The sequence below is a fragment of the Streptomyces cupreus genome (assembly GCF_014257025.1).
GTDB classification, from domain to species: Bacteria; Actinomycetota; Actinomycetes; order Streptomycetales; family Streptomycetaceae; genus Streptomyces; species Streptomyces cupreus.
Window position 1 is genome coordinate 1 of the sequence record NZ_JACMSF010000072.1, and the last position, 26,544, is coordinate 26,544.

Sequence of the window (26,544 nt, forward strand, 5' to 3'; positions counted from 1 at the left end):
TGCCAGGACGAATCCACGTGCCCGCTCACGCACCTCTTCGGTCACCCCGTCTTCCTTCGGGCCTATGTAGAGATGACCGCTGAGGACGCCTGGCCCCCGGAGAGGCTCGCCGAGCTTGTTCTGGCCCTCCTGGGGATGAGCCCTTTGGAGACCACGGATGAGATCCGCGCCCGCGTGAACTCCTGCTCCGACCCGGACCGGCTCAGGGCATGGGGCTCTACGGGCCCCGTTCGCGACCGGCATGAGGGAATTGTTCGGCGACGCTTTCAGCGGTTGATCGCCTGGATCTCCTGCACGTTCATGTCCTGCGTCGTCTCGAACGTGCCGTCCGGCAGATCGCCGTTCGTGCCGCCCGTTCCCTCCCAGGAGATCTCCCAGGTGATCGACGCCTTCAGCTGGTATGGCTGCCCGTTCGTCGCCCGCAGGTAGCGGATCCCGCAGGGCGGCGTCTTGTCGGCGTCCCCCGCCTGGTACGGCGTACCGATCGAGCCGTCCTCATTGATCTCGCAGTCACCCGAGGCGGGGTACGTCTCCGCGTCCTCCGTACCCGGCTCCAGGTGCAGCGCCACCGGCTTGGCCGTCGTCTCCGCCCACAGACCCGTGTTGGGGAGCTCGGCCCTGACCTTGACCTCCTGGAACGTTCCCTTGTCCAGCCAGACCCATGTCGGCAGGTTCACCGTGGACTTGGCGGCCGGCTTCAGCTCCACCTTCGTCTCGGGGACCTTCACCTTGTTGTATGCGTACTGCGCGAGCGTCTCCGGCGTCGGGGAGTTCGGGTCGTCCGGGAGCTCGCCGGCGTCGACCCAGAACATGATGCGGCCGCAGTCCCAGGAGTCCGGGTCGCTGTCGTCGGGAGCGACACCGCGCCAGAAGTAGCCGTCCTTGCCCTCGTTGTAGTCCTCGTAGCCCTCGGCGACGCTGTTGGTCGGCGAATGGAGGTCGAAGTTGTCCGCCGGTTTGCCGTCCCGGTAGTGGTCGGTCCACAGCTCCTTGCCCCACCAGGACTCGTGGATGCCTACGTCGCCGCCGCCGTCCGTGTCCACGAACCTCTTGAGCTGGGCGGGCGTAAAGGCGGGCTCGTACCAGCACGCCGGCGGCTTCCAGTTGGGGTCCACGGTGCCGAGTTTGCCCTCCTTGCCACCACCGTCCCCACCGCTCACGTACTTGATACGGATGTTGGAGACCGAGGCCGACAGGCCGCCCTTGCCGTCGGCGCCGCCGCCCTGTTCGTCGGCGGGCGGCACATTGGTGTTGTCCGTCGGGCCCGCGGCGTACGCCGTAGCGCCGGAGTGCAGGAGAACCGCGGCGGTCAGCGCCGCCGACCAGCGAACAGCGGAGCGCGCCCGCGTCATCGCTTGCACTCCTGCACGCGGCCCTGTACCTCGATCTGAAGGACCTTCCAGATCTTCTGGTCCCCCTGCGGCGGCTTCATGAGGAGACGGAACTCCTGGTAGTCGTTGAGGCTCGGCTTCGTGTACTTGACCTTCTCCGTCTTGACGTTCTTGCCGTAGAACTTGCCCTGGTCCCGGCACATAGTGACGAGCACACCTCCAGAGCTGCCGACATCATCGGTCTTGGCCTGGTAGTAGCTGTCCGTGCCGGTCGCGGTCCACTCGCCGTCCACATACGCCTGAATCTGCGTCTGGGCATACTTCGCTGCGCTTCCCAGCGAATAGAACTGGTACGCCGGGTCCTTGGGATCCTGAGCCGTGATCCCGTGGTTCAGGGCCAGGATGTACTTCTCCGCGTTCTCCAGGGCGGCGGCGTGCTCCGCATCCGACGGCTTCGTCCCGTCGAACTCGACCTTCAGGTCGCCCGGCAGACTCAGATCCGGGCCCGCGTCGTCAGCGGCAGCCGTAGCGGACGGACTGCTCGACCCCTCGTCTGCCCCCTTGATGTCATCCGACGACCCGTCGTCACCCCCACCACAGGAGGCAAGCAACAGCGCCGCCGCGATCGTCGCGGCGGTGGTGGTCAGAGCGCGGCGGGCCACGGAGGTTCCCCCTGAAGTCGACTACATACGGCGAACGAAGCTATCAAGCGTGAGTAGAGAGCCCCTGAGCAGCGGTAGGGGATTGTGTGGGGAATGTGAGGAGTTTGGTGTGGTCGTCGTGTACCGATATGTGGGGCCGGTGGAGTTGAAGGCTGAGGGCGGGGCTGGCAGCGGGGGGTGCCGGATTGGGTCGGCTTCGGACTTCGTGGCTTGGGTCGGCGAGCGGTCGGCCGTCGAATTGGATGAGCCGTTCACCTTTGTCGTCGACGCGGACGGCGTGCTGTTGCTCGCGCCTCGGCGGAGTGAGCACGTGGCCTGTGCTGGTGGAGGGCCAGTGCTGAGCGCCGGTGAGATCAGCTTCACGTGCGAGGAGGGGCGGTGGGTTGTTGGTGATGTCAGTAATCAGTCCACGGGGTACTGCCCGGATCTCAGCTCTTGGGCAGCCGTCGCTCAGGCGCTGGATCGTGCCGGGCTCGGACATCCCGCCGGCTTCACTCACGAGGTGGTGTTCCGGCGCTGCCCTGACTGTGGTGAGCGCAGCATCGTGCGCGAGGGCGACTTCGTCTGTGTCTTCTGCGGCTGTGATCTGCCGGTGGAGTGGAACGTGGATCCCGCGTCGTAGCTGTAGTTGGCGGGCCGTCATCACTCGGCGAGCTTTTCGAGGGGTTTGCGGTCGCCTGAGTCGTGTGTCGGGTCCGTCATCCGCTCCATCGTCCGCTCCGTCCTTCGACGGCCCCAAGGGATAGTCCATAAGATCTCTGTAGGCTCAGTAGACCCATCACGCCCCACCCCGCTGAACACAACCCCAGGACTCCTCCCATGCCGCGACGCTCAAGCTCGACGGGAAGCCCGACCACCCCGCGGAACCGGACACCGCAGCCCGTGCGGGTGCACCGGCGTTCGTTCGGGGACTTCGTCAAGGCGTTCCTCGCGTTCGTCGCGCTGCTAGTGCTGCTCGTCGGGGTGCCCGGTGCGCTGGCGACGCAGTTGGGGTGGCCGGTGCCCAGTACGTGGGACCCGCAGGAGTGGCTGACGAATGAGCTCAGCGTCGGAACCTTCCTCGGCATCCTCACCTTCTTCGTCTGGCTCGCCTGGGCCCAGTTCACCGCCTGTGTGATCGTCGAGATGAAGGCCGCGCTGTCGGGCGTCGGGGTTCCTGGTCGCGTACCCGGCGCCGGGCCCAGCCAGCTCCTCGCCCGCCAACTCGTTGCCGCACTCCTCCTCGTCGGCGCCACCGCCGCCAGCCTCACCCCGGGTCTGTCGCAGCTCGGTCAGAGTCCGGAGGGGAATCAGCGCGGTACCGTCGCCGCCGCTCAGCAGACCCCCGGCGGTGGACTGTTCGCCCAGCAGCAGGAGCAGGCCGCCTCCACCGCCGCCGCCCTGGCCGAGCAGGCGTCACACGCCGAAGCGGCGGCTCCCAGCACCGCCAAGGACGGCGACACCAAGTACTACCGGATCCAGCCGCCCGAGGGCCGCCACCACGACTCCCTCTGGGAGATCGCCGAACGGCACCTCGGCGACGGCCGCCGGTACAAGGAGATCTACCAGCTCAACAAGGACCGCGTGCAGCCCGACGGGTCCCGTCTCTCCGAGGCCAGTCTTATCCGGCCCGGCTGGATCATGGAGATGCCGGGCGACGCGCGCGGCGGCGAGCTCGTGGAAATGCCGGACGAGGCTCCCGACGTATCGCCGGAAGTTCAGCAGCAGATCCACGACTACGCCAAGACAGGTGGCGACCACGCGCAAGGGGGCGGAGGGGCCTCCCAGGTCTCCCTTCCCGAGCAGCGTCCCGCCCCGGAGCAGCGCCCCGCCCCCGACCAGAACACCGGCCACCAGCAGCAGGCCCCCCACGCCACCCCCGCCGCCGAGTCCGCCTCCTTCGGCCTCCCCGAAGCCCTCCTCACCGCACCCCTCCTCGCCGCCGGCCTCCTCGGCGCCCTCGGCCGTAGGCGCCGTCAGGCCCTGTGGCAGTCGGCGCTCGGTTCCGTCGGCGGGCGGCGCGGTATGGAGCCGCCCACGCCCACCGGCGACGCCGCCGACGCCCAGGACGCCCTGCTCGTCGGCGCCGACCCCGAAGGCGTACGACTGCTGGACCGTTCCCTGCGTGGGCTCGCCGCCTCGCTCGCCGAGGAGTCGCGCCCGCTGCCTACCGTCTATGCCGCCTGGCTCAGCAACGGCGATCTGCATCTCCAGCTCGCCCAGCCCGCCGGGAAGCCCCCCGCCCCCTGGCAGCTCGGGCAGGACCAGACCTTCTGGATGCTGGCCCGCAGCGATGCCGAACGGTACGAGGACGGAGACACGGCCGCGCCCTACCCCGGCCTCGTCAGCCTCGGCACCATGGACGACTCGCGGCTGCTGCTGAACCTGGAGTCGGTGCCGGGGATCGTGTCGCTGAGCGGCCGTGAGGCCGACCGGGCCGCCGTGTTCGCGTCCGTCGCCGCCGAACTCGCCACCAACGGCTGGTCGGACCGCATGACCATCACCCTCGTCGGGTTCGGGCAGGACCTCACCCCCCTTGCCCCGAATCGCCTGCGCCACCTCGACGGCATCGACGATCTGATCGAGACCATGGAGGCCGAGACCCGGCAGCGGCGCGGGGCGCTGGGCGCGGCCGGGCACGACTCCGTGCTCACCGGCCGTACCGGGCCCGCCCAGCACACCCGTTGGGCCCCGCACCTCGTCCTGCTCGCCGCGCAGCCCTCCGCCGACGACGCCGTCAAACTCGCCGAACTCGCCTCCGACGCCGGCCGGCTCGGCATCGGCTACCTCGTCGGCACCGAGACCGACGATCTGCCGGGCGCAGCCTGGGAGATGGAGATCACCGGCGAGGGCAAGCTGCTCGCACCGCTCCTCGGCCTCGAACTCGACGCCCAGCTCCTGCCGACCGCCCAACAGCAGGCCGTCGTGGAGCTGTTCGTCCAGGCCGACCCCGAGCACGGCCCGGACGATCCCGCCAACACCCCGCCGTTCCTCGTCGACATCAGCGAACAGGGGCGGCCCGCGGTCTACGCCCGGCTCGTCGGCCCGTACGAGATCATCGGCCTCGACACCCCGGACGGCGAGCGCAGCGCCCTGCTCCACGAGGCGCTCGCGCTGCTGCTGCTGCACCGCGAGGGCGTGCACCCGCGTGTGCTGTCCTCCGCGCTGTGGCCGCGCGGGGTCACCGAGGACGTGCGCGACGCGCTGCTGGAGCGGCTGAACGCCTGGCTCGGCACCGACCCGGACGGCAGCGCCCGGCTGCGCACCGACTCCACCGGGCGGCTCACGCTCGCCAAGTCCGTCGTATCCGATCTCGATGTGCTGCGGTCGCTGTACCACGAGGCCACCCAGGGCCGGGGTATCAACAGCCGGCAGGTCCGGGGGCGGCTGCTCACGGACGCGCTGGTGCTGGTGCGCGGGCCGCTGCTCGCCGACCGCCCCGAGGGCCGCTACCGCTGGCTCACCCACGAGATCATCGACGCCCAACTCCCGCTGCTGGTCGCGGACATCGGGCTCGCGCTGTCCGCGTTCCACCTGGAGAAGGACCGCGCGGAGAAGGCCATCGAGGCGCTCACCGCGGCTCTGAACTCCGCGCCCGCCGACGAGCGTCTGTGGCACGAGCTGCTGCGCGCCACGCACGCCACCGGCGACACCGCCCGCCTCCAGGCGCTCGCCGCCGACCTGATCTCCCGCAGCGGGGCCCGCGGTCTGCCGCCGCGCACGGAGGCGCTGCTCGACGAGCTGCTGCCGAACTGGCGCTCCGGCGCCTCCGCCGTGGGATGACCGACCTCGCCCTCGTGATCGCCGCCGCACTGTGGGGTGCGGCGGCGGGCGCGTTCCTGCCCCGCGCCGCCTACCGCTTCTCCGCCCCGTCCGGCGAACCCTGGCGGGACGGCTGCCCGGACGGGCATCCGGTACGCGGCTGGCTCGGCCGCGCGCACTGCACGACCTGCACACGGTCGTACGGCCCCGGCGTCGCCCCTCTCTCCCTCGCCACCGCGCTGGTCTGCGCCGCCCTCGCCGCCGCCACCGGGACCCGCCCCGAACTGGGGGTATGGCTGCTGCTCGCGCCCCTCGGCGTGCTGCTCGCGTTCGTCGACTTCCGGGTGCAGCGCCTGCCCGACCCGCTGACCCTGCCGCTCGCGGGGGCCGCCCTCGCCCTGCTCGGCGTGGTCGCCCTGGTCCCCGAGCACACGGGCGAGTGGCCGACCGCCCTGTACGGCGCCCTCGCCCTCGGCGGCGGCTACCTCGTCCTCTTTCTGATCAACCCCTCCGGCATGGGCTTCGGCGACGTCAAGCTGGCCCTCGGCATGGGCGCGGTCCTCGGCTGGTACGGCTGGTCCACCCTCATGCTCGGCACCTTCGCCGGCTTTCTGTTCGGGGCGCTGTACGGCGGCGCCCTCGTCGTCGTACGGCGGGCGGGGCGCAAGACGGCGATCGCGTTCGGCCCGTTCCTGATCGCCGGGGCCTTCGTCGGGCTGCTGATCGGGGCGTACGCGGCCTGACGTCGGCCGGGCGAACCGGCTGGCGTACGCTGGATCAGTCCGTCCACACCCCTTGATGAAAGGGACGCCGCCGGTGACCGAGAAGGCCGACCTCACGTCTTTTGATGTAGCAGCCGTCCTCGACCGTGCCGCCGCGGGCGGGCGCATCACGCCCGAGGAGGCGCTGGTCCTGTACCGCGACGCCCCGCTGCACGCGCTCGGCGCCGCCGCCGACGCCGTACGGCGCCGCAGGTACGCGGGTACCGAGCACATCGCGACGTACATCATCGAGCGCAACATCAACTACACGAACGTCTGTGTGACGGCGTGCAAGTTCTGCGCCTTCTACGCGGCCCCCAAGGACAAGGCCAAGGGCTGGACGCGCGACCTGGACGACATCCTGCGCCGGTGCGCGGAGACCGTCGAACTCGGCGGCACCCAGATCATGTTCCAGGGCGGCCACCACCCGGACTACGGCGTCGAGTACTACGAGAAGCACTTCGCGGCCATCAAGAAGGAGTTCCCGCAGCTCGTCATCCACAGCCTGGGGGCGAGCGAGGTAGAGCACATGGCCCGGATCAGCGGGGTGTCGGTCGAGGAGGCCATCACCCGGATCCACCAGGCCGGGCTCGACTCCTTCGCCGGCGCCGGTGCGGAACTGCTCCCCGCTCGGCCCCGCAAGGCCATCGCCCCGCTCAAGGAGTCCGGTGAGCGCTGGCTGGAGATCATGGAGACCGCCCACAAGCTGGGCGTGGAGTCCACCTCCACCATGCTGATGGGCACCGGCGAAACCAACGCCGAGCGCATCGAGCACCTGCGGATGATCCGTGAGGTACAGGACCGGACGGGCGGCTTCCGGGCCTTCATCCCGTACCTCTACCAGCCGCAGAACAACCACCTCAAGGGCCGTACGCAGGCCACGATCTTCGAGTACCTGCGGATGATCGCGGTCGCCCGGATCTTCATGGACAACATCGCCCACATCCAGGGCTCCTGGCTGACCACCGGCCAGGACGCCGGCCAGCTGACGCTGCACTACGGCGCGGACGACCTCGGCTCGGTCATGCTGGAGGAGAACGTCGTCTCGGCGGCCGGTGCCAAGCACCGCTCCAACCTCCAGGAAATGATCGACATGATCCGTACGGCGGGGCGGGTCCCGGCCCAGCGCTCGACCACGTACGAACACCTCGTCGTGCACGACGACCCGGCGAACGACCCCGTCGACGCGCGTGTCATGTCGCACATCTCCTCCACGGCGATCGAGGGCGGCACGGCCCACCCTGAGCTGAAGATCCTCGCCGCCAACTAGATGCTCACCCTTCACTCCGCACCCCTGGTGCTGCCGGTCGGCGCGGAGCCGGTGCCGGACGGGGCGGTCGTCGTCGACGGCGACCGCATCGCGGCCATCGGGCCGTACGCGCAAGTGGCTGCCGCCTACGAGAGCGCGCGCACGCGACGCTGGCCCGGCGTGCTGACCCCGGGGCTCAGGCAGTGGCACGGGCGGTGGCTGCTGACCCGCTGCTACCACCCCGACCCGCGTGAGGCGGACGAGCTGGGCACCGAGCCGATCACCGGCGCCGCCCTCGACGAACTCGCCCCGGACGCCGCCCGGATGGCGGGCAGCGTACGCCGCGGGCTGCAACGGATGCTCGCCCACGGCACGACCCATGTCGGCGGCCCCTTCCCGGACGTCGTACGGCAGTCCGTGGTGCGGGCGGGACTGCGCGAGGTGCCCGAGCCGTGGCGCTCGGCCCCGCCGGTGTGGTTCGGACCTGACCTGGACCCCTTCGTCGAGGGCTACGACCTCCCCGGCACCGCCCACGGTCCGCTCACCGTCGGAGGCCGGGCCGACCTCGCCGTCTTCGACGTGCCCGACGAGGCAGCGCTCACCGCCAAGGGGGCCGGGACCTGCGTGGCCACGGTGCTCGGCGGGCGTCTGGTGTACCGGCGGCGCTGAACCGCTCAGCCGGAGAACGCCTGCTGGATGGAGGACGTGGCCGCGAAGCGGAAGCCGCGGCTTCTTCCCTGACGGGGTGCTGCAAGAATGGCGGGGTGACCCGCGCTTCCCTGAACAAGCAGCCGCACGAAGTCGCCTCGATGTTCGACGACGTCGCGGAACGGTACGACCTGACGAACGACGTGCTGTCGCTCGGTCAGGACCGGGTGTGGCGCAAGGAGGTCGCCAAGGCGGTCGACGCCCGTCCCGCACAGAAGGTCCTGGACCTGGCCGCCGGTACGGCGACCTCCTCCCTGCCCTTCGCCCGCACCGGCGCCTATGTCGTCCCCTGCGACTTCTCGCTCGGCATGCTCCAGGTCGGCAAGAAGAAGCACCCGTGGCTGCCGCTGACGGCGGGCGACGCGACGAGGCTGCCGTTCAAGGACGACACCTTCGACGCCGTCACGATCTCCTTCGGCCTGCGCAACGTCCAGGACTTCGACGCCGCCCTGCGCGAGATGTACCGGGTGACCAAGCCCGGCGGCCGGGTCGTCATCTGCGAGTTCTCACACCCGACCTGGGCGCCCTTCAGGACCGTCTACACCGAGTACCTGATGCGCGCCCTTCCGCCGGTCGCCCGCGCGGTCTCCTCCAACCCCGAGGCGTACGTCTATCTCGCCGAGTCCATCCGCGCCTGGCCCGACCAGCCGGCCCTCGCCGAGCGGCTTAAGAAGGCCGGCTGGTCGAAGGTGGCCTGGCGGAACATGACCGGCGGGGTCGTCGCCCTGCACCGGGGCTTCAAGGAGAGCTGAACCCGGCGCAGGCCGCGTAGGAGTGGCCCCCGGGCTCGTCCAGTTCGCGCTGCATCCCGCCGTGCGGCGGACGCGGGGGCCGCGGCTCCCGTACGCCGGCGCCCCCGCCGCCCTCCCCTTCCCCGAAGTCGAACCACACCGTGACCACGGCCCCGCGCGGCACCTCGACGCCGGGCGCCGGGTACTGCCGTACGACATAGTCCACGACGGCGAGTTGAAGGTCGGGGCGGTCGGGGGAGGCGAGCAGCACTCCGCGTGCCTCGGCCGACCTGCGCGCGTCCACGGCCATCAGACCGACGAGGCGCGGTACGCGCACTTCGGTTGTCTTGGGCGGTTTGTACACAGACGTCACCCCCAGCGGTACCGGCAGAGTAACCCCCGCCGGGTACCGCCCGGAAGCGCTAAGTGTCTTTCTGTGACAGTCAGTTACTCAACGTAACTCAACTGCTTTGCGTCGCTCCGCTTGTCAGGTCCAACCGGTAGCAGTGCCCCTGCCGCTTGCTCGTCGGCGTCATGAAGACATCGGCCAGACGCATGCCCAGGCGCTGGGTCACCGCGATCGAGCGGGCGTTGCGGGCGTCGACCATCGCCACCACGCTCGGCACCCCCGCCGCCCGCACCCGCTCCAGCGTCTCTCGCGCGGCCGCGGTGACATACCCCTTGCCCCAGTGCGCCCGCGCGAGCCGCCAGCCGATCTCGATCTCGCCCGTGGGACCCCAGTCCCGCTCCCAGGGCTGGGCGCCGGTGAAGCCGATGACCTGGCCGGACTCGTCCAGCACGGACCACAGGCAGAAACCGCGCTCGGCGTCGTGCCGGCGCTGGCGGGCGGTGAGCTCCTCGTAGACGGACAGTCCCGCGGACTTGCCGCCGTGGAACTCCATGACGTCCGGGTCGTCGAAGATCCGGTGCCAGACGACCGCGTCCTCGTCGGTGGGAACGCGCAGCCGTACTGCGGGGAGAGCTCGGTTCACGGGGCAACCCTTCAGCCGGGTGATCACTGCTGCTGAATAGACTGCCCATGTCCTGTGCCGGTCGGCACGCAGATTTCGAACTTGGGGAGATCCCGCCGTGACCGAGCCCCTCCTCTCCGACAACACCGCCGATGTGATCGTCGTGGGCGCGGGGCCAGCCGGCTCCACGACCGCGTACCACCTGGCCAAGGCCGGGCTCGATGTGCTCCTGCTGGAGAAGACAGAGTTCCCGCGGGAGAAGGTCTGCGGCGACGGCCTCACCCCGCGCGCGGTCAAGCAGCTCGTGGCGATGGGCATCGACATCTCCGAGGAGGCCGGCTGGCTGCGCAACCAGGGCCTGAGGATCATCGGCGGCGGTGTCCGGCTCCAGCTCGACTGGCCCGACCTCGCCTCCTTCCCCGACTACGGCCTGGTCCGCAAGCGCGACGACTTCGACGAGCAACTCGCCCGCCAGGCCCAGAAGGCCGGCGCCCGGCTGTACGAGCGCTGCAACGTCGGCGCCCCGATCATCGACGACCGCACCGGCCGCATCACCGGCGTCCACGCCAAGCTCGGCGAGGAGAAGCGCGAGGTCTCCTTCCACGCGCCGCTCGTCGTCGCCGCCGACGGCAACTCCACGCGCCTGTCGCTGGCGATGGGCCTGCACCGCCGCGAGGACCGCCCGATGGGCGTCGCGGTCCGTACGTACTTCGAGTCCCCGCGTCACGACGACGACTACCTGGAGTCCTGGCTTGAGCTGTGGGACCGCCGAGGCCCGGGCGAGGACCGTCTGCTGCCCGGCTACGGCTGGATCTTCGGCATGGGCGACGGCACGTCCAACGTCGGCCTGGGCGTGCTCAACACCTCCGACTCCTTCAAGGAGCTGGACTGGCGCGAGGTGCTCAAGGCCTGGTGCGCGTCGATGCCGGAGGAGTGGGGCTACACCCCGGAGAACATGACAGGCCCGATCCGCGGCGCCGCCCTCCCCATGGCCTTCAACCGCCAGCCCCACTACACCAAGGGCCTGCTGCTGGTCGGCGACGCCGGCGGCCTGGTGAACCCCTTCAACGGCGAGGGCATCGCCTACGCCATGGAGTCCGGCCAGATCGCCGCCGACGTCATCGTCCAGGCGCACGCGCGGCAGACGCCCGCGGGGCGCGAGATGGCCCTGCAGCGCTACCCGCGCGTGCTCAAGGACACCTACGGCGGCTACTACACGCTGGGCCGCGCTTTCGTGAAGCTCATCGGCAATCCGAAGGTCATGAAGATCGCGACCCAGCGCGGCCTGACCCACCCGCTCCTGATGAAGTTCACCCTGAAGCTCCTCGCCAACCTCACCGACCCGACGGGCGGCGACGCGATGGACCGGATCATCAACGGGCTGAGCAAGGTGGCCCCGAAGGCCTGATCAGGCGCTCAGCGCCTGGATGTTGGCGGCCCGGCGGGCGAGCACCTCCTCCCGCCGGTCCGCCACCTGCCGTAGCGCGTCCTTGCGGTCCCGCTGGGAGAGCCGGTCCAGGTAGACCTGCCCGTGGGTGTGATCGGTCTCGTGCGCCAGGCAGCGGGCGAAGTACCCGGTGCCCTCGACGACGACCGGCTTGCCGTCCTTGTCCCGCCCGCGCACCACGGCCCGGTCCGGACGCGGTACGGCCTTCACGGCGCCCGGTACCGACAGACACCCCTCGCCCTCGTCGAGCAGCCTGCGCCCGGCGGGGTCGAGCTGCTCCAGCACGGGGTTGACGATGTGCCCGATGTGCCGGGCCCCGTCGTCGTCCGGGCAGTCGTAGACGAACAGCCGCAGATCGACGCCGACCTGGTTCGCCGCGAGCCCACAGCCGTCGGCGATGTACATCGTCAGGAACATGTCGTCGATCAGGGCCGCGAGATCCGGCCCGAACTCGGTCACGTCCCGGCACGGCTTGTGCAGCACCTCCTCGCCGACCTCGGTGATCCGCCGCACCGAACCGCGCCGGGCCTCGGGCGCGAGCGGCGGATACGAGTCGACGGGCCTGCCTTGCAGGAAAACGCTGGGCACTGTGAACTCCCTTTCTGCTTCCGCTGGTTGTGTGGATGCTGTGGGGGCCGGGAATCGGGCTTCCGACCTTCGGAGCCCCTGCCTACCCTCCAGGACTCATGACAACAGAACACTCCCTGGACTCGCAGGAGCAGACCGGCCACACCCGCAGACGCTTCCTCACGGCCACCGGGGGAGCGGCCCTCGCCTTAGGCACGGTCGGGTCCGCGTACGCCGCCGCATCGGCCGGGAAGCGCGTCGCCGTCCTCGGCGGCGGGGTCGCCGGGCTGAGCGCCGCCCATGAACTCGCCGAGCGTGGCTACGCCGTCACCGTCTACGAGTACTACGACGCCCTCGGCGGCAAGGCCCGCTCGATGCCCGTCCCCGGCACGGGTGCGGGCGGCCGCGCGGACCTCCCCGGCGAGCATGGCTTCCGCTTCTTCCCCGGCTTCTACCGGAACCTCCCGGACACCCTGCGCCGCATCCCCTTCCCCGGCAACGCGGGCGGCGTCCACGACAACCTCGTCAGCGGCACCGAGGCCCTGTTCGCCCGCGCCGGCGGCCGTCCCGACCTGCACTTCCCGCTCCGGCGCGCCACCACCCCGCCCGCCCCCGGCACCCTCACCCCGTCCTGGATCCGCGACCAGCTCCTGTCGGTGCTGGACCTCGGCACCCGCCTGCCCGCCCACGAGATCGCCTACTTCGTCGACCGGCTGCTGGTCCACATCACCAGCTGCGACGCCCGCCGCGAGGACGAGTGGGAGAAGACGCCCTGGTGGGACTTCATCCGGGCGGAGGAGATGAGCCCGGAGTACCGCACGCTCCTCGGCATCGGCCAGACCCGCAACCTCGTCGCCACGCGCGCGGAGGTGGCCTCCACCCGCACGGTCGGCCGCGTCATCATCGAGGCCCTGCTGCTGTGGGGCCTGCTCGGCCGGGGCATGGACGGCGACGCCGACATCGACCGGGTGCTCAACGCCCCCACCAGCGAGGCCTGGATCGACCCCTGGGAGCGGCATCTGCGCTCGCTCGGCGTCGAGTTCGTCCTCGGTACCCGGGTCCACGAGGTGCTCTACGAGGGCGGCAGGGTGACCGGCGTCCGCGTCTCGGCCCGCGAGGGCGGCCAGGACCGTACCGTCACCGCCGACCACTACGTCAGCGCCCTGCCGGTGGAGCACGCGCGCGTGACGTGGGGCCCGGCCCTGCGCGCGGCGGACCCGCAGTTCGCGCGCTGCGACGCCCTGAAGACGGACTGGATGACCGGCGTGATGTTCTATCTGGGCACGCCCACCCCGGTCGTGCACGGCCACGTCAACTGCCTGGACTCCCCCTGGGCGGTGACGGCGGTCGGCCAGGCCCAGTTCTGGGACGGACGGGACTTCGCGCGCGACTACGGCGACGGACGCGCCCGGGACTGTCTCTCCGCGATCATCTCCGAGTGGGACAAGCCGGGCATCCTCTACGGCAAGCCGGCCCGGGAGTGCACGCGCGAGGAGGTGGTCGCGGAACTGTGGGCCCAGCTGAAGGACGCGCTGAACGACTCCGGCAAGACGACCCTCACCGACGCCGACCGTCTCGGCTGGTTCATGGACCCGGCGGTGACGGGCCTCGGCGGACCCGACCCGCAGAACCGCGAGCAGCTGATGATCCACCCCACGGGCACGTTCTACAACCGCCCCACGGCCCGCACGAAGGTGCCCAACTTCTTCCTCGCCGGCGACTACGTCCGTACCGACATCGACCTGGCTTCCATGGAGGGCGCCAACGAGGCGGCCCGCACGGCAGTCAATGCCCTACTGGAGGCGGACAATTCGGACGCCGAGCGCTGCATGATCGTCGGCCTGTACCGCCCGCCCGAGTTGGAGCCCCTGAAGCGCATCGACGAAGCCCGCTACCGTCTCGGCCTGCCCAACACCTTCGACCTCGGCTAGCGGATGTGCCGGCCGGGGCCGCTGCCCCCGAGCGGCTGCGGCCCCGTCCGTACTGTTGTGCCCCTTTTCGGGCTGTGTGTCAGAGTACGCGCACCGCGCCCGAAGCGGGATAGCCGGAAAGGTCCTGAATGACCACACCCTTGGACGGGTTGGCGGCGTCCAGGTACTGACCGTCGCCGATGTACACGCCCACGTGGTACGCCGAGCCCTTGCCGCCCCAGTACAGGATGTCGCCGACCTGGAGGTTGGACAGGGAGACGTCCGTGCCGGCCATCGACTGGTCCTGGGAGACGCGGGGGAGGTCCACGCCGACCTGCTTGAAGGCGGCCTGCACCAGCGAGGAGCAGTCCCATGCGTTGGGGCCGGTGGCGCCCATGACGTAGGCATCGCCCAGCTGCGCCTTGAGGAAGGCGATGACCGTACCGACGCTGCCGCTCGCCGGGGCGGAGGCGGTCGTGTCGGCGGCGAGGGTGGTCCGCTCCGTGCTGCGGGCGGCACGCTCGGCGGCGGCCTTACGGGCGGCCTCGGCGGCCTTCTTCTTGGCCTCCGCCTTCTTCTTGGCCTCCGCGAGGTCGGCCTTGGCCTCCTTCGCGGCCGCCGCGGCGGCGGCGTCACGCTCGGCCTGCAGCTCATAGCTGGCCGCGGCCTGCTGCGTGGCGTCCGCGGACTGGGCGACCTGAGCGGCCAGGTCGGCCGTCAGGGTGGGCAGTTCGAGGGTCTGCGTGACCGGCTCGGCGGCGCTCGCCGAGGCCGACGCGCCCGCCGCTGCCATGCTGAGGACGCCACCGGCAACTCCGGCGCGCATCGCGAGGGTCGTGGACCCGGTGCGGCGGGGTTTCCGGTGGCTGCGTATGTGAGCGGTGTGGGACATGAGAACAACCGGTATCAGGGGCTCCTCCATACCTTCAAGAAACGTGTGCTGCGCCACAGTTGTTCAATCAGCCCCGTGAATCCCGCGCGTGTCGCCCTTTATTGACGCCGTAACGGACATTGCGGGCGCCGCCCAACCCGCCCGTGATCACGTCCTTTCGTCGGTTCGCCCGAATTGCCCCGCGCCTACCACTTGTTGAGGCAGGTGGCCAAGCCCGGCTCTCATCGGCCTCTCATTGATGTGGTGGAGGTCACGCAACGGTTACGGCGACGGTCGCGTCTCGCGCGCACGGCCCGACCCCGCGCCGCTCGTGAATGCGCGCACGCGTCCACACCCGGCCGCACACCTCCCTCTGATGTGTGAACGCGGCCCACTATCAGGGCACCCGGTCCATCTCCAATTTGCATGCAAGGGAAGTCTCTTGATATTGAGACGCCCCCTCCGAGCTGCGCCGACGAGCGGAAATGTCACCTCAGGTGATCACTTGGATGCCTCGTGTGCGAAGATCACCACTCTTCCGACTTCATGATCCTTCGTCAGGTGGTGGAGATCACAAAGCTTGTGTAATACCCCGTGTCGCAGATCACAGAGCGGCGGGCATAAGATGCGAGGCAGTTGGGCTTGTGACCTGCTTCACATGTTCTCGATCTTCGCCGGGACGAGCGGGGTTCGAGGGGCCGATGGGACGCAAGTGGCGAGCCTGACGCAACCGCCAGCAGTCAGTGCCGACTGAGAGGAGCGAGGAGCGGTGAACGCGTATGCGCCCATCCTCGTACTGGGAGCCCTCGGGGCAGGCTTTGCGATCTTCTCCGTGGTCATGGCCACGCTGATCGGTCCGAAGCGGTACAACCGGGCCAAGCTCGAAGCCTACGAATGCGGTATCGAGCCGACCCCCACGCCGGCCGGCGGCGGGCGCTTCCCCATCAAGTACTACCTGACGGCGATGCTCTTCATCATCTTCGATATCGAGATCGTCTTCCTCTACCCCTGGGCCGTCACCTTCGACGCCCTGGGGATTTTCGGGCTCGTGGAGATGCTGCTCTTCGTGCTCACCGTCTTCGTCGCGTACGCGTACGTATGGCGGCGCGGCGGTCTGGAATGGGACTGAGGGGCCTTTAACTCATGGGACTCGAAGAAAAGCTGCCGAGCGGCTTCCTGCTGACCACCGTCGAGCAGGCCGCAGGCTGGGTGCGCAAGGCGTCCGTCTTCCCGGCCACCTTCGGCCTCGCCTGCTGTGCCATCGAGATGATGACCACCGGCGCCGGCCGCTACGACCTGGCGCGCTTCGGCATGGAGGTCTTCCGCGGCTCACCGCGGCAGGCGGACCTCATGATCGTCGCCGGCCGGGTCAGCCAGAAGATGGCGCCGGTGCTCAGGCAGGTCTACGACCAGATGCCGAACCCCAAGTGGGTGATCTCCATGGGGGTCTGCGCCTCCTCGGGCGGCATGTTCAACAACTACGCGATCGTGCAGGGCGTCGACCACATCGTCCCGGTCGACATCTATCTGCCCGGCTGCCCGCCGCGGCCCGAGATGCTGATGGACGCGATCCTCAAGCTCCACCAGAAGATCCAGACCTCCAAGCTCGGCGTGAACGCCGAGGAGGCGGCCCGCGAGGCCGAGGAAGCCGCACTCAAGGCGCTCCCCACCATCGAGATGAAGGGGCTGCTGCGATGAGCGACACGAACAACGGCGTCAACCCCGAGAAGGACCTCGGCGCCTCCAACCTCCCCGGCCAGCGCGGCGAGGGCGGCGAGGAGATCCGCGTCCAGCGCGGCATGTTCGGCGCCAACAACGGCGGCGACACCTCCGGCTACGGCGGCCTGGTCCGCTCGGTCCGGCTCCCGGGACCGGCCACCCGCCCCTACGGCGGCTGGTTCGACGAGGTCGCCGACGAACTGGAGGGCGCGCTGGAGGAACAGGGCCTCCTGCCCGAGAACACCATCGAGAAGACGGTCGTCGACCGCGGCGAGCTCACCTTCCACATCGAGCGCGAGCACCTGCTCCGGGTCGCCCGCACCCTGCGCGACGACCCGGCCCTGCGCTTCGAGCTGTGCACGGGCGTCAGCGGCGTGCACTACCCGAACGACAAGGGCCGCGAGCTGCACGCCGTCTACCACCTGCGCTCGATCACCCACAACCGGCTGATCCGCCTTGAGGTCAGCGCCCCCGACAGCGACCGCCGCATCCCGTCGCTGGTCTCCGTGTATCCGACCAACGACTGGCACGAGCGCGAGACCTACGACTTCTTCGGCATCGTCTTCGAAGGTCACCCGGCCCTGACGCGGATCATGATGCCGGACGACTGGCAGGGCCATCCGCAGCGCAAGGACTACCCCCTCGGCGGCATCCCCGTCGAGTACAAGGGCGCCCAGATCCCGGCTCCGGACCAGCGGAGGTCGTACTCATGAGCACGCAGCACGCCACTCCGCGCGAGACCACCGAGGGCACCGTATATACGGTCACCGGTGGCGACTGGGACGAGGTCGTCCAGGCCGCGGCCCGAGCCGACGACGAGCGCATCGTCCTCAACATGGGCCCCCAGCACCCCTCCACCCACGGGGTGCTCCGGCTGATCCTGGAGATCGACGGCGAGACCGTCACCGAGGCCCGCTGCGGCATCGGCTATCTGCACACCGGCATCGAGAAGAACCTCGAATTCCGCACCTGGACGCAGGGCACCACGTTCGTGACGCGCATGGACTACCTGACGTCCTTCTTCAACGAGACCGCCTACTGTCTCGCCGTCGAGAAGCTCCTCGGCATCGAGGACCAGATCCCCGACCGGGCCACCCTCATCCGGGTGCTCCTGATGGAGCTCAACCGCCTCTCCTCGCACCTGGTGTGCATCGCCACCGGTGGCATGGAGCTCGGCGCCACCACGATCATGATCTACGGATTCCGTGATCGTGAAATGATTCTCGACATCTACGAGCTCATCACGGGCCTCAGGATGAACCACGCGTACATCCGCCCCGGCGGACTCGCCCAGGACCTGCCGCCCGGCGCGGTGGACCAGATCCGCGAGTTCGTGAAGAAGATGAAGAAGAACCTCCCGGAGTACGACAAGCTCGCCACCGGGAACCCCATCTTCAAGGGCCGTATGCAGGGCATCGGCCATCTCGACCTGGCCGGCTGCATGGCCCTCGGCGCCACCGGCCCGATCCTGCGCGCCACCGGCCTCCCGCACGACCTGCGCAAGACCCAGCCGTACTGCGGCTACGAGACCTTCGACTTCGACGTCCCGACCGCCGACACCTGCGACGCCTACGGCCGCTTCCTGATCCGCCTGGAGGAGATGCGCCAGTCGCTCAGGATCGTCGAGCAGTGCCTGGACCGGCTCCAGCCCGGGCCGGTCATGGTCGCCGACAAGAAGATCGCCTGGCCCGCCCAGCTCGCGCTCGGCCCGGACGGTCTCGGCAACTCCCTCGACCACATCAAGAAGATCATGGGCACCTCCATGGAGGCCCTGATCCACCACTTCAAGCTCGTCACCGAGGGCTTCCGCGTCCCGCCGGGACAGGCGTACGCGGCCGTCGAGTCACCCAAGGGCGAACTCGGAGTACATGCCGTCTCCGACGGCGGCACCCGCCCCTACCGGGTCCACTTCCGCGACCCGTCCTTCACCAACCTTCAGGCCATGGCGGCGATGTGCGAGGGCGGCCAGGTCGCCGACGTCATCGTCGCCGTCGCGTCCATCGACCCCGTGATGGGAGGCGTCGACCGGTGACCACCAGTTCTTCGGAGCAGGGCGTCAGTCTGGGCATGCCCGAACTGCCCGCGCCCGCCTACCCGGACGACGTTCGAGCCCGGCTGGAGCGGGACGCGCGCGAGATCATCGCCCGCTACCCCGACTCCCGGTCCGCGCTCCTTCCCCTGCTGCACCTGGTGCAGTCGGAAGAAGGCCATGTCACGCGCACCGGGATGCGGTTCTGCGCGGACATGCTGCACCTGACCACGGCCGAGGTCACCGCGGTCGCCACCTTCTACACCATGTACCGGCGCCGCCCGAGCGGCGACTACCAGGTCGGGGTGTGCACCAACACGCTGTGCGCGGTGATGGGCGGTGACGCGATCTTCGAGGCGCTCCAGGAGCACCTCGGCGTCGGCAATGGCGAGACCACCGACGACGGCAAGGTCACCCTGGAGCACATCGAGTGCAACGCGGCCTGCGACTACGCCCCGGTCGTGATGGTCAACTGGGAGTTCTTCGACAACCAGACCGTGCAGAGCGCCAAGCGCATGGTGGACGACCTGCGCGCGGGAGCACCGGTTTCTCCCACGCGCGGGGCGCCGCTGTGCACCTTCAAGGAGACAGCCCGGATCCTGGCGGGCTTTCCCGACGAGCGGGAAGGGGCAGCCGAGGCCGGCGGAAGCGCGGGACCCGCTTCGCTGGTCGGCCTCAAGCTGGCCAAGGGGGAGACCGCCCCCGCGCGCGTGGTTCACCCACGCGACGGCGGACCTCATGAGGAGCCGCAGGACAGGGCAGTGCACGAGCCGTCACCGGCGGAGCACTTGAGCTCACACGACGCGCCGCAGGACACATCGGCCTCCGACCCGGCCCACCCGGCCGGGCCTACCGCCGAGGAGGGGGAGTGATGACCTTGGCACCCGAGCTGAAAGACACCAGCCCCGAGAAGCTGCTCGCACCCGTGCTGTCGGCCTTCTGGGACGAGGACAGGTCCTGGACGCTGGACGTCTACCGAAGGCACGAAGGATACGAGGGACTTCGCAAGGCGCTCGCCATGTCGCCGGACGACCTCATCGCCTATGTGAAGGACTCCGGTCTGCGCGGGCGCGGCGGTGCGGGATTCCCCACCGGAATGAAATGGCAGTTCATTCCGCAGGGAGATGGAAAACCGCACTATCTAGTTGTCAACGCCGACGAGTCGGAGCCCGGAACCTGCAAGGACATCCCGCTCCTCTTCGCGAACCCGCATAGCCTCATCGAGGGCATTGTGATCGCGTGTTATGCCATCAGGTCTTCGCATGCCTTCATCTATCTGCGTGGTGAAGTCGTCCCTGTGCTGCGGCGGTTGCACTCGGCCGTGAGCGAGGCCTATGCGGCCGGCTACCTCGGAAAGAACATCCTCGGCAGCGGCCTCGATCTCGAACTCACCGTGCACGCGGGCGCCGGGGCGTACATCTGTGGTGAAGAGACCGCACTGCTCGACTCGCTCGAAGGCCGCCGTGGTCAACCGCGGCTCCGTCCTCCTTTCCCTGCGGTGGCGGGCCTCTATGCGTGCCCGACTGTGGTGAACAACGTCGAGTCGATCGCGTCGGTTCCCGCGATTCTGCAAAAAGGCAAAGAGTGGTTCAGGTCGATGGGCAGCGAGAAGTCCCCGGGCTTCACGCTCTACTCGCTCAGCGGCCATGTCGCGAGCCCCGGCCAGTACGAGGCTCCGCTCGGCATCACCCTGCGCCAACTGCTGGACATGAGCGGCGGGATGCGCCCGGGCCACCGGCTGAAGTTCTGGACGCCGGGCGGCTCCTCGACGCCGATGTTCACCGACGAGCACCTCGACGTCCCCCTCGACTACGAGGGCGTGGGCGCCGCCGGTTCCATGCTCGGCACCAAGGCGCTCCAGTGCTTCGACGAGACGACCTGTGTCGTACGCGCCGTCACCCGCTGGACCGAGTTCTACGCCCACGAGTCCTGCGGCAAGTGCACGCCCTGCCGCGAAGGCACGTACTGGCTCGTGCAGTTGCTGCGCGACATCGAGGCCGGCAAGGGCGTGATGAGCGACCTCGACAAGCTGAACGACATCGCCGACAACATCAACGGCAAGTCCTTCTGCGCCCTCGGCGACGGCGCCGCCTCGCCGATCTTCTCCTCGCTCAAGTACTTCCGCGAGGAGTACGAGCAGCACATCACGGGCCGCGGCTGCCCCTTCGACCCGGCCAAGTCGACGGCCTGGGCCGACCGCACGGAGGTGAACGCATGACTGTGACCACCAGCGCTCCCTCCGGAGGGGGAGAGGCGGCGGTCCCGCCGCAAGATCTCGTCTCGCTGACCATCGACGGCGTGGAGATCAGCGTGCCCAAGGGCACCCTGGTCATCCGGGCCGCCGAGCAGCTCGGCATCGAGATCCCCCGCTTCTGCGACCACCCGCTCCTCGACCCGGCCGGCGCCTGCCGCCAGTGCATCGTCGAGGTCGAGGGCCAGCGCAAGCCGATGGCGTCCTGCACCATCACCTGCACCGACGGCATGGTGGTGAAGACGCATCTCACCTCGCCGGTCGCCGAGAAGGCCCAGCAAGGTGTGATGGAGCTCCTCCTCATCAACCACCCGCTGGACTGCCCGGTCTGCGACAAGGGCGGCGAGTGCCCGCTGCAGAACCAGGCCATGTCGCACGGCCAGGCCGAGTCCCGCTTCGAGGGACGCAAGCGGACGTACGAGAAGCCCGTCCCGATCTCCACGCAGGTGCTGCTCGACCGTGAGCGGTGCGTGCTGTGCGCCCGCTGCACCCGCTTCTCCAACCAGATCGCGGGCGACCCGATGATCGAGCTGCTCGAGCGGGGCGCGCTCCAGCAGGTCGGCACCGGTGAGGGCGACCCCTTCGAGTCGTACTTCTCCGGCAACACCATCCAGATCTGTCCGGTCGGCGCGCTCACCTCGGCGGCCTACCGCTTCCGCTCACGGCCCTTCGACCTGGTGTCCTCGCCGAGTGTCTGCGAGCACTGCTCGGGCGGCTGCGCCACGCGCACGGACCACCGGCGCGGCAAGGTCATGCGCAAGCTCGCCGCCAACGACCCCGAGGTCAACGAGGAGTGGATCTGCGACAAGGGACGGTTCGCCTTCCGGTACGCGCAGCAGCGGGACCGTCTTGAGACGCCGCTGGTGCGCAATCCCGAGGGCGAGCTGGTGCCGGCGTCCTGGCCGGAGGCCCTCCAGATCGCGGCCCAGGGGCTGCTCGCCTCGCGCGGCCGGGCCGGCGTCCTGACCGGCGGCCGCCTCACCATCGAGGATGCCTACGCGTACAGCAAGTTCGCGCGCGTGGCGCTCGACACCAATGACATCGACTTCCGCGCGCGTGTGCACAGCGGCGAGGAGGCCGACTTCCTGGCGGCCCGGGTCGCCGGACGCGGACGCGACCTCGACGGTACGGGCGTCACGTACTCCCTCCTGGAGAAGGCGCCCGCGGTCCTGCTGGCCGGTTTCGAGGCCGAGGAGGAGGCGCCCGGGATCTTCCTGCGGCTGCGCAAGGCCTGGCGCAAGCACGGCCAGAAGGTCTTCTCGCTCGCCACGCATGAGACACGCGGCCTGGAAAAAGCCGGCGGCACGCTGCTGCCCGCCGCTCCCGGCACCGAGACCGAGTGGCTGGACGCGCTCGCGAGCGGGGTCGGTCTGGAGGACGACGGCGCTCGGGCCGCCAAGGCGCTGCGCACCGAGGGCGCGGTGATCGTCGTAGGCGAGCGGCTGGCCGGTGTGGCGGGCGGACTCACCGCCGCCGTACGGGCCGCGTCCGCGACCGGTGCGCACCTGGTGTGGATCCCGCGGCGGGCCGGGGAGCGCGGAGCCGTCGAGGCGGGCGCGCTGCCGTCGCTGCTGCCGGGCGGCCGTCCGGCCACCGACCCACGCGCGCGTGAGGAGGTCGCCGCGGCCTGGGGCCTGGCCGAACTCCCGCACCGCTACGGGCGCGACACCAGCCAGATCGTGGAGGCCGCCGCCACCGGCGAACTCCAGGCCCTGGTGGTCGCCGGAGTCGAGATCGCCGATCTGCCCGACCCGGCACGCGCGCGTGAGGCGCTCGCCGAGGCCGGCTTCGTGGTCTCGCTGGAACTGCGGCCGAGCGAGGTCACCGAGCTCGCCGACGTGGTCCTGCCTGTCGCCGCCGTCGCCGAGAAGGCGGGGACCTTCCTCAACTGGGAAGGCAGGGTGCGCCTCTTCGAGGCCGCGCTCAAACCCGACCAGATGACCCGCCGCCTGCCCCCGACCGACGCCCGCGTCCTGCAGATGCTGGCCGACGCCATGGACGTACACCTGGGACTGCCGGATCTGCGCACCACGCGCGCGGAGCTGGACCGGCTGGGGGCCTGGGACGGGCCCCGGGCCACCGAACCCCTCGAAACCGCCGTGCAGTTGCCGAGGCCCGCCGCCGGAGAGGCCGTGCTGGCCGGGCACCGGCTGCTGCTCGACCAGGGCCGCCTCCAGGAGGGCGACGAGGCGCTCGCCGGGACACGGCACGCCGCCCACGCGCGCGTGTCGGCCGCCACGGCCGCGGAAGCGGGCGTGAAGGACGGCGACGTCCTCGCGGTGACCGGCACCGCGGGGACGGTCGAACTCCCGCTCAGGATCACCGCGATGCCCGACCGGGTGGTCTGGCTGCCGCTCAACTCCACCGGTGGCGGCGTCGCCTCCGACACCGGCGCGCGGCCCGGCTCCCTCGTCCGTATCGGCCCGGCGACGCTCGCGACCGAGGCCCCCAAGGAGGTGGAGGCATGAGCCCGTACCTCGCCGCTGAAGACCTCTCGATGTTCGGCCGCGACCCCTGGTGGCTGGTCGTCATCAAGGCGGTGTTCTGCTTCGCCTTCCTGATGGTGACGGTGCTGTTCTCCATCGTGTGGGAGCGCAAGGTCGTCGCCTGGATGCAGTTGCGCATCGGCCCCAACCGGCACGGCCCCTGGGGCATGCTCCAGTCGCTCGCCGACGGCATCAAGCTGATGCTGAAGGAAGACGTCATCGTCAAACGCGCGGACAAGGTCGTCTACGTCCTCGCGCCGATCGTCGCGGCCATCCCGGCCTTCATGGCGATCGCGGTGATCCCCTTCGGCCCGGCCGGCAACGAGATCTCGATCTTCGGCGAGCGCACCACGATGCAGCTCACCGACCTGCCGATCGCGATGCTCTACATCCTCGCGGTCGCCTCGGTCGGCATCTACGGCATCGTGCTCGCGGGTTGGAGTTCCGGATCCACCTATCCGCTCCTCGGTGGCCTGCGTTCCTGCGCGCAGATGATCTCGTACGAGATCGCCATGGGCGCGGCCTTCGCCTCCGTCTTTCTCTACTCGGGGTCGATGTCGACGTCGACGATCGTCGAGGCGCAGCAGGACCGCTGGTACATCATCCTGCTGCCGGTCTCCTTCATCATCTACATCGTCACGATGGTCGGCGAGACCAACCGCGCCCCCTTCGACATGCCGGAGTCCGAGGGCGACCTGGTCGGCGGCTTCAACACCGAGTACTCGTCGATCAAGTTCGCGATGTTCATGCTCGCCGAGTACGTGAACATGGTGACGGTCTCGGCGGTGTCGGTGACGCTCTTCCTCGGCGGCTGGCGGGCCCCCTGGCCGGTCTCCACCTTCTGGGAGGGCGCGAACCACGGCTGGTGGCCGCTGCTCTGGTTCGTGATCAAGGTTCAGCTGCTGCTGTTCTTCTTCATCTGGCTGCGCGGCACGCTGCCTCGCGTCCGCTACGACCAGTTGATGAAGCTCGGCTGGAAGGTCCTGATCCCGGTCTCCGTGGTCTGGCTGATGCTCGTCGCGACCGTACGGACCCTGCGCAACGAGAACTACGACTTCGCCGACATCGCCCTCTACGTCGGCGGCGGCGTCCTGGTGCTCCTGCTGCTCTCCTTCGTCGCGGACATGTTCCGCGGCAAGCCGAAGGAGGAGGGGCCCGCCGCCCCGGCCGCCGGATTCGACGCGATGGCGGGCGGATTCCCCGTGCCGCCGCTGCCCGGACAGGAGCTGCCGCCGGTGCCGCGACGCCGTTCGCGCCAGGAGCGGGAGCTGATTGTCAGTGGCGGGGTGAATACTCAGAGTGACGACGGATCTCTGGATGGAAAGGAGGCGTCCGATGGCTGAGGACCCCAAGGAGACCGGGCAGACAAAGCCTGGCTTCCAGAATCCCGTGGCCGGCTTCGGCGTGACCTTCAAGGCCATGTTCAAGAAGCGGCTGACCGAGCAGTACCCGGAACAGCAGAAGACCACCGCTCCGCGCTTCCACGGACGGCACCAGCTCAACCGCCATCCGGACGGCCTGGAGAAGTGCGTCGGCTGCGAGCTGTGCGCCTGGGCCTGCCCCGCCGACGCGATCTATGTCGAGGGCGCGGACAACACCGACGAGGAGCGCTACTCGCCGGGCGAGCGGTACGGCCGCGTCTACCAGATCAACTACGCCCGCTGCATCCTGTGCGGCCTGTGCATCGAGGCGTGCCCCACGCGCGCGCTCACGATGACGAACGAGTTCGAGCTGGCCGACTCCAGCCGCGCCAACCTCATCTACACCAAGGAGCAACTGCTCGCCGGTCTTGAGGACGGCATGGTGGACACACCGCACGCGATCTACCCCGGGACGGACGAACAGGACTACTACCGGGGCCTGGTGACCGAGGCCGCGCCCGGTACGGAACGCCAGGTCGCCGTCTCCAATGGCGAACAGCATCAATTGGCAGGCCCTTCGGGCGCGGCGGAAGAAGAGGAGGTGGACGCATGAGCGCGCAGCTCGCCGCCTACTCCACCTCCACCGGCGAGGCCTTCCAGTTCTGGGTTCTCGGCACGGTCGCGGTGATCGGCGCCCTGGGCACCGTCTTCATGAAGAAGGCCGTGCACAGCGCGCTCTGCCTGGCCGGCACCATGATCGTCCTGGCGGTGTTCTACCTGGCCAACGGCGCCTACTTCCTGGGCGTCGTGCAGATCGTCGTCTACACCGGCGCGATCATGATGCTGTTCCTGTTCGTGGTGATGCTGGTCGGCGTGACCGCGGCGGACTCCCTGAAGGAGACCATCAAGGGTCAGCGCTGGCTGGCCCTTCTCTGCGGCCTCGGCTTCGGCATCCTGCTGTTCGCCGGGATCGGCAACGCCTCCCTGACGGAGTTCAACGGCCTCGCCCAGGCGAACGCCAACGGCAATGTGGAGGGCCTCGCCGCCCTCCTGTTCACCAAGTACGTCTTCGCCTTCGAGATCACCGGCGCCCTGCTCATCACGGCCGCCGTCGGCGCCATGGTGCTCACCCACCGGGAGCGCACCGAGCGGGCCAGGACACAGCGCGAACTGGCCGAGCAGCGGGTGCGCGAGGGCAAGAACGTGCCGCCGCTCCCGGCGCCCGGCGTGTACGCCCGGCACAACGCCGTGGACATCGCGGGGCTGCTGCCCGACGGCACCCCGTCGGAGCTCACCGTCAGCAAGACCCTGCGGGAACGCGGCCAGATCCGTGATGTGTCCACCGAGGCGCTCAACGACCTCAAGGCCCTGGAACAGCGCGCCGAGGAGCGCCTGGAGAGGACCGCGGTCGAGCCGGCGAACCTCAAGCGGGCCGAGGAGGCGTCGAAGTGAACCCGGTCAACTACATCTACCTCGCGGCCCTGTTGTTCACGATCGGCGCCACCGGCGTACTGATCAGGCGCAACGCGATCGTGGTGTTCATGTGCGTCGAGCTCATGCTCAACGCCTGCAACCTCTCGCTCGTCGCCTTCTCCCGGATGCACGGCAATCTCGACGGCCAGATCATCGCCTTCTTCACGATGGTCGTCGCCGCCGCGGAGGTCGTGGTCGGGCTCGCGATCATCGTGTCGCTGTTCCGTTCCCGCCACTCGGCCTCGGTCGACGACGCCAGCCTGATGAAGCTGTAAG

Annotated in this window: 25 protein-coding genes; 19 read left to right on the plus strand and 6 right to left on the minus strand. The window is 69.5% G+C overall.

Annotated elements, in window-relative coordinates; genetic code table 11:
- Positions 1–266 precede the first annotated feature (266 nt).
- Both H4N64_RS38300 and H4N64_RS38305 read right to left on the minus strand, forming a co-directional pair.
- Entirely contained in the window at positions 267–1,352 is a 1,086-nt protein-coding gene (locus H4N64_RS38300; RefSeq protein WP_186287225.1) for a hypothetical protein, read from the minus strand.
- Positions 1,349–1,993: a hypothetical protein gene (locus tag H4N64_RS38305; protein WP_186287226.1), complete on the minus strand. Its 645-nt coding sequence runs from the start codon at positions 1,991–1,993 to the stop codon at positions 1,349–1,351. Before H4N64_RS38305 ends, H4N64_RS38300 begins: the two co-directional genes overlap by 4 nt.
- Positions 1,994–2,102: 109 nt before the next feature.
- On the opposite strand from H4N64_RS38305, the gene H4N64_RS38310 reads away from it, so the two are divergent.
- The 6 genes from H4N64_RS38310 (at position 2,103) to H4N64_RS38335 (ending at position 9,204) form a co-directional block, all read left to right on the plus strand.
- Positions 2,103–2,615, plus strand: a complete 513-nt coding sequence (locus H4N64_RS38310; RefSeq protein WP_186287227.1) for a TFIIB-type zinc ribbon-containing protein — start codon at positions 2,103–2,105, stop codon at positions 2,613–2,615.
- Positions 2,616–2,812: 197 nt separating this feature from the next.
- Entirely contained in the window at positions 2,813–5,755 is a 2,943-nt protein-coding gene (locus H4N64_RS38315) for a bacterial transcriptional activator domain-containing protein (RefSeq protein WP_186287228.1), read from the plus strand.
- Complete coding sequence (locus tag H4N64_RS38320) at positions 5,752–6,477, plus strand: prepilin peptidase (protein WP_186287229.1); 726 nt, start codon at positions 5,752–5,754, stop codon at positions 6,475–6,477. Before H4N64_RS38315 ends, H4N64_RS38320 begins: the two co-directional genes overlap by 4 nt.
- A 73-nt stretch (positions 6,478–6,550) precedes the next feature.
- Positions 6,551–7,765, plus strand: coding sequence for a cyclic dehypoxanthinyl futalosine synthase (mqnC, locus tag H4N64_RS38325; protein ID WP_186287230.1), 1,215 nt, complete (start codon positions 6,551–6,553; stop codon positions 7,763–7,765).
- Positions 7,766–8,413: an amidohydrolase family protein gene (locus H4N64_RS38330; protein ID WP_186287231.1), complete on the plus strand. Its 648-nt coding sequence runs from the start codon at positions 7,766–7,768 to the stop codon at positions 8,411–8,413.
- A 95-nt stretch (positions 8,414–8,508) separates the two neighbouring features.
- Positions 8,509–9,204, plus strand: a complete 696-nt coding sequence (locus H4N64_RS38335) for a demethylmenaquinone methyltransferase (protein WP_186287232.1) — start codon at positions 8,509–8,511, stop codon at positions 9,202–9,204.
- On the opposite strand, the gene H4N64_RS38340 is transcribed toward H4N64_RS38335, so the two are convergent.
- Entirely contained in the window at positions 9,191–9,520 is a 330-nt protein-coding gene (locus H4N64_RS38340; protein ID WP_186287233.1) for a PASTA domain-containing protein, read from the minus strand. The two genes, H4N64_RS38335 and H4N64_RS38340, sit on opposite strands and share 14 nt — an antisense overlap.
- A gap of 124 nt (positions 9,521–9,644) precedes the next feature.
- Entirely contained in the window at positions 9,645–10,175 is a 531-nt protein-coding gene (locus H4N64_RS38345; protein WP_186287234.1) for a GNAT family N-acetyltransferase, read from the minus strand.
- Between the two features lie 97 nt (positions 10,176–10,272).
- Here H4N64_RS38345 and H4N64_RS38350 point away from each other — a divergent pair, with 97 nt between their 5' ends.
- Positions 10,273–11,562 (plus strand): geranylgeranyl reductase family protein, encoded by a 1,290-nt coding sequence (locus H4N64_RS38350; protein WP_186287235.1) that lies wholly within the window; start codon positions 10,273–10,275, stop codon positions 11,560–11,562.
- Here H4N64_RS38350 and def read toward each other — a convergent pair whose 3' ends face one another.
- Positions 11,563–12,189 (minus strand): peptide deformylase, encoded by a 627-nt coding sequence (gene def, locus H4N64_RS38355; protein ID WP_186287236.1) that lies wholly within the window; start codon positions 12,187–12,189, stop codon positions 11,563–11,565. It abuts the gene before it with no gap.
- 98 nt (positions 12,190–12,287) lie between these two features.
- On the opposite strand from def, the gene H4N64_RS38360 reads away from it, so the two are divergent.
- Positions 12,288–14,099 (plus strand): hydroxysqualene dehydroxylase, encoded by a 1,812-nt coding sequence (locus H4N64_RS38360; protein ID WP_186287237.1) that lies wholly within the window; start codon positions 12,288–12,290, stop codon positions 14,097–14,099.
- A gap of 79 nt (positions 14,100–14,178) precedes the next feature.
- Here the strand turns inward: H4N64_RS38360 and H4N64_RS38365 are convergent, their stop codons facing one another.
- Positions 14,179–15,000 carry a C40 family peptidase gene (locus tag H4N64_RS38365; protein ID WP_186287238.1) on the minus strand — a complete coding sequence of 274 codons (822 nt, stop codon included), beginning with the start codon at positions 14,998–15,000 and terminating at the stop codon, positions 14,179–14,181.
- A gap of 718 nt (positions 15,001–15,718) precedes the next feature.
- Between H4N64_RS38365 and H4N64_RS38370 the strand changes: the two genes are divergently transcribed.
- Genes H4N64_RS38370 through nuoK form a run of 11 tightly spaced genes read left to right on the plus strand, consistent with a single transcriptional unit; the run spans position 15,719 to position 26,543 of the window.
- Positions 15,719–16,078: an NADH-quinone oxidoreductase subunit A gene (locus H4N64_RS38370; RefSeq protein ID WP_003974383.1), complete on the plus strand. Its 360-nt coding sequence runs from the start codon at positions 15,719–15,721 to the stop codon at positions 16,076–16,078.
- 14 nt (positions 16,079–16,092) lie between these two features.
- Positions 16,093–16,647: a NuoB/complex I 20 kDa subunit family protein gene (locus H4N64_RS38375; protein ID WP_003998928.1), complete on the plus strand. Its 555-nt coding sequence runs from the start codon at positions 16,093–16,095 to the stop codon at positions 16,645–16,647.
- Complete coding sequence (locus tag H4N64_RS38380) at positions 16,644–17,381, plus strand: NADH-quinone oxidoreductase subunit C (protein ID WP_186287239.1); 738 nt, start codon at positions 16,644–16,646, stop codon at positions 17,379–17,381. Before H4N64_RS38375 ends, H4N64_RS38380 begins: the two co-directional genes overlap by 4 nt.
- Positions 17,378–18,700: an NADH-quinone oxidoreductase subunit D gene (locus H4N64_RS38385; protein WP_186287240.1), complete on the plus strand. Its 1,323-nt coding sequence runs from the start codon at positions 17,378–17,380 to the stop codon at positions 18,698–18,700. The genes H4N64_RS38380 and H4N64_RS38385 overlap by 4 nt, the downstream gene beginning before the upstream one ends.
- Entirely contained in the window at positions 18,697–19,569 is an 873-nt protein-coding gene (nuoE, locus tag H4N64_RS38390) for an NADH-quinone oxidoreductase subunit NuoE (protein WP_186287241.1), read from the plus strand. Before H4N64_RS38385 ends, nuoE begins: the two co-directional genes overlap by 4 nt.
- Positions 19,569–20,915: an NADH-quinone oxidoreductase subunit NuoF gene (nuoF, locus tag H4N64_RS38395; protein WP_222109893.1), complete on the plus strand. Its 1,347-nt coding sequence runs from the start codon at positions 19,569–19,571 to the stop codon at positions 20,913–20,915. Before nuoE ends, nuoF begins: the two co-directional genes overlap by 1 nt.
- Positions 20,912–23,416 carry an NADH-quinone oxidoreductase subunit G gene (locus H4N64_RS38400; RefSeq protein WP_186287243.1) on the plus strand — a complete coding sequence of 835 codons (2,505 nt, stop codon included), beginning with the start codon at positions 20,912–20,914 and terminating at the stop codon, positions 23,414–23,416. Before nuoF ends, H4N64_RS38400 begins: the two co-directional genes overlap by 4 nt.
- Positions 23,413–24,777, plus strand: coding sequence for an NADH-quinone oxidoreductase subunit NuoH (nuoH, locus tag H4N64_RS38405; protein ID WP_186287244.1), 1,365 nt, complete (start codon positions 23,413–23,415; stop codon positions 24,775–24,777). The genes H4N64_RS38400 and nuoH overlap by 4 nt, the downstream gene beginning before the upstream one ends.
- The gene (nuoI, locus tag H4N64_RS38410; protein ID WP_186287245.1) at positions 24,770–25,408 is read left to right on the plus strand and encodes an NADH-quinone oxidoreductase subunit NuoI; all 639 of its coding nucleotides are present in this window, start codon (positions 24,770–24,772) and stop codon (positions 25,406–25,408) included. Before nuoH ends, nuoI begins: the two co-directional genes overlap by 8 nt.
- Positions 25,405–26,247: an NADH-quinone oxidoreductase subunit J gene (locus H4N64_RS38415; RefSeq protein ID WP_186287246.1), complete on the plus strand. Its 843-nt coding sequence runs from the start codon at positions 25,405–25,407 to the stop codon at positions 26,245–26,247. Before nuoI ends, H4N64_RS38415 begins: the two co-directional genes overlap by 4 nt.
- Positions 26,244–26,543 (plus strand): NADH-quinone oxidoreductase subunit NuoK, encoded by a 300-nt coding sequence (gene nuoK / locus H4N64_RS38420; protein ID WP_186287247.1) that lies wholly within the window; start codon positions 26,244–26,246, stop codon positions 26,541–26,543. The genes H4N64_RS38415 and nuoK overlap by 4 nt, the downstream gene beginning before the upstream one ends.
- Position 26,544: the final 1 nt, after the last annotated feature.